We start from the raw sequence: 2,961 nt of genomic DNA, 5'->3' as shown, positions 1-2,961 counted from the left end.
TTTTTTAAGTTTTTTATAGGCTTAATAACTTGGTTAAGTTATTAAGGGCGCACGGCGAATGCCTTGGCACTAGGAGCCGAAGAAGGACGGCACTAACACCGATATGCTTCGGGGAGCTGTAAGTGAGCTTTGATCCGGAGATTTCCGAATGGGGGAACCCACTACGTTTAATCGCGTAGTATCTTGACGTGAATACATAGCGTCTTGAAGGCAGACCCAGGGAACTGAAACATCTAAGTACCTGGAGGAAGAGAAAGAAAAATCGATTCCCTGAGTAGCGGCGAGCGAAACGGGAAGAGCCCAAACCAAGAGGCTTGCCTCTTGGGGTTGTAGGACACTCTATACGGAGTTACAAAAGAGCGAGTTAGATGAAGCGACTTGGAAAGGTCCGCCAGAGCAGGTAAAAGCCCTGTAGTCGAAAGTTCGTTCTCTCCTGAGTGGATCCTGAGTACGGCGGAACACGTGAAATTCCGTCGGAATCCGGGAGGACCATCTCCCAAGGCTAAATACTACCTAGTGACCGATAGTGAACCAGTACCGTGAGGGAAAGGTGAAAAGCACCCCGGAAGGGGAGTGAAAGAGATCCTGAAACCGTGTGCCTACAAGTAGTTAGAGCCCGTTAATGGGTGATAGCGTGCCTTTTGTAGAATGAACCGGCGAGTTACGATTACGTGCAAGGTTAAGCTTTAGAAGGCGGAGCCGCAGCGAAAGCGAGTCTGAATAGGGCGAAATAGTACGTGGTCGTAGACCCGAAACCAGGTGATCTACCCATGTCCAGGGTGAAGGTGAGGTAACACTTACTGGAGGCCCGAACCCACGCACGTTGAAAAGTGCGGGGATGAGGTGTGGGTAGCGGAGAAATTCCAATCGAACTTGGAGATAGCTGGTTCTCTCCGAAATAGCTTTAGGGCTAGCCTCGTGATGAGAATACTGGAGGTAGAGCACTGTTTGGACTAGGGGGCCATCCCGGTTTACCGAATTCAGACAAACTCCGAATGCCAGATATTTATACACGGGAGTCAGACTGCGAGTGATAAGATCCGTAGTCAAAAGGGAAACAGCCCAGACCACCAGCTAAGGTCCCAAAGTAATCGTTAAGTGGAAAAGGATGTGGCGTTGCACAGACAACCAGGATGTTGGCTTAGAAGCAGCCATCATTTAAAGAGTGCGTAATAGCTCACTGGTCGAGTGACGCTGCGCCGAAAATGTATCGGGGCTAAACGATTCACCGAAGCTGTGGATTGACATCTACGATGTCAGTGGTAGGAGAGCGTTCTAAGTGCGTTGAAGTCAGATCGGAAGGACTGGTGGAGCGCTTAGAAGTGAGAATGCCGGTATGAGTAGCGAAAGACGGGTGAGAATCCCGTCCACCGTATGACTAAGGTTTCCTGAGGAAGGCTCGTCCGCTCAGGGTTAGTCGGGACCTAAGCCGAGGCCGATAGGCGTAGGCGATGGACAACAGGTTGATATTCCTGTACCACCTCCTCACCGTTTGAGAAATGGGGGGACGCAGTAGGATAGGGTAAGCGCGCCGTTGGTTGTGCGCGTCCAAGCAGTAAGGCGTGTGTGTAGGCAAATCCGCACACTGTAACGTTGAGCTGTGATGGCGAGTCCGTATGGACGAAGTTCCTGATTTCACACTGCCAAGAAAAGCCTCTATCGAGGTGAGAGGTGCCCGTACCGCAAACCGACACAGGTAGTCGAGGAGAGAATCCTAAGGTGTGCGAGAGAACTCTCGTTAAGGAACTCGGCAAAATGACCCCGTAACTTCGGGAGAAGGGGTGCTCTTGAGCGTGCAAGCGCATGAGAGCCGCAGTGAATAGGCCCAGGCGACTGTTTAGCAAAAACACAGGTCTCTGCAAAACCGTAAGGTGACGTATAGGGGCTGACGCCTGCCCGGTGCTGGAAGGTTAAGAGGAGTGGTTAGCGCAAGCGAAGCTGCGAATTGAAGCCCCAGTAAACGGCGGCCGTAACTATAACGGTCCTAAGGTAGCGAAATTCCTTGTCGGGTAAGTTCCGACCCGCACGAAAGGCGTAACGATCTGGGCACTGTCTCAACGAGAGACTCGGTGAAATTATAGTACCTGTGAAGATGCAGGTTACCCGCGACAGGACGGAAAGACCCCGTGGAGCTTTACTGTAGCCTGATATTGAATTTTGGTACAACTTGTACAGGATAGGTAGGAGCCAGAGATCTCGGAGCGCCAGCTTCGAAGGAGGCGTCGGTGGGATACTACCCTGGTTGTATTGAAATTCTAACCCATGCCCCTTAGCGGGGCAGGAGACAGTGTCAGGCGGACAGTTTGACTGGGGCGGTCGCCTCCTAAAAGGTAACGGAGGCGCCCAAAGGTTCCCTCAGAATGGTTGGAAATCATTCGTAGAGTGTAAAGGCACAAGGGAGCTTGACTGCGAGACCTACAAGTCGAGCAGGGTCGAAAGACGGGCTTAGTGATCCGGTGGTTCCGCATGGAAGGGCCATCGCTCAACGGATAAAAGCTACCCCGGGGATAACAGGCTTATCTCCCCCAAGAGTCCACATCGACGGGGAGGTTTGGCACCTCGATGTCGGCTCATCGCATCCTGGGGCTGTAGTCGGTCCCAAGGGTTGGGCTGTTCGCCCATTAAAGCGGTACGCGAGCTGGGTTCAGAACGTCGTGAGACAGTTCGGTCCCTATCCGTCGTGGGCGTAGGAAATTTGAGAGGAGCTGTCCTTAGTACGAGAGGACCGGGATGGACACACCGCTGGTGTACCAGTTGTCTTGCCAAAGGCATCGCTGGGTAGCTATGTGTGGACGGGATAAGTGCTGAAAGCATCTAAGCATGAAGCCCCCCTCAAGATGAGATTTCCCATTACGCAAGTAAGTAAGATCCCTCAAAGACGATGAGGTAGATAGGTTCGAGGTGGAAGTGTGGTGACACATGGAGCTGACGAATACTAATCGATCGAGGACTTAACCAAAA

Annotated in this window: 1 rRNA gene; it reads left to right on the top strand. The window is 52.1% G+C overall.

Annotated elements, in window-relative coordinates:
- Positions 1 to 31: 31 nt before the first annotated feature.
- Positions 32 to 2,959: ribosomal RNA gene (locus tag NY607_RS24085) — 23S ribosomal RNA — on the top strand.
- The last annotated feature ends 2 nt before the right edge of the window (positions 2,960 to 2,961 follow it).

The sequence above is a fragment of the Lysinibacillus sp. A4 genome (assembly GCF_024919535.1).
Lineage (GTDB): Bacteria > Bacillota > Bacilli > Bacillales_A > Planococcaceae > Lysinibacillus > Lysinibacillus capsici.
This window is presented reverse-complemented; position numbering and strand designations above follow the sequence as displayed.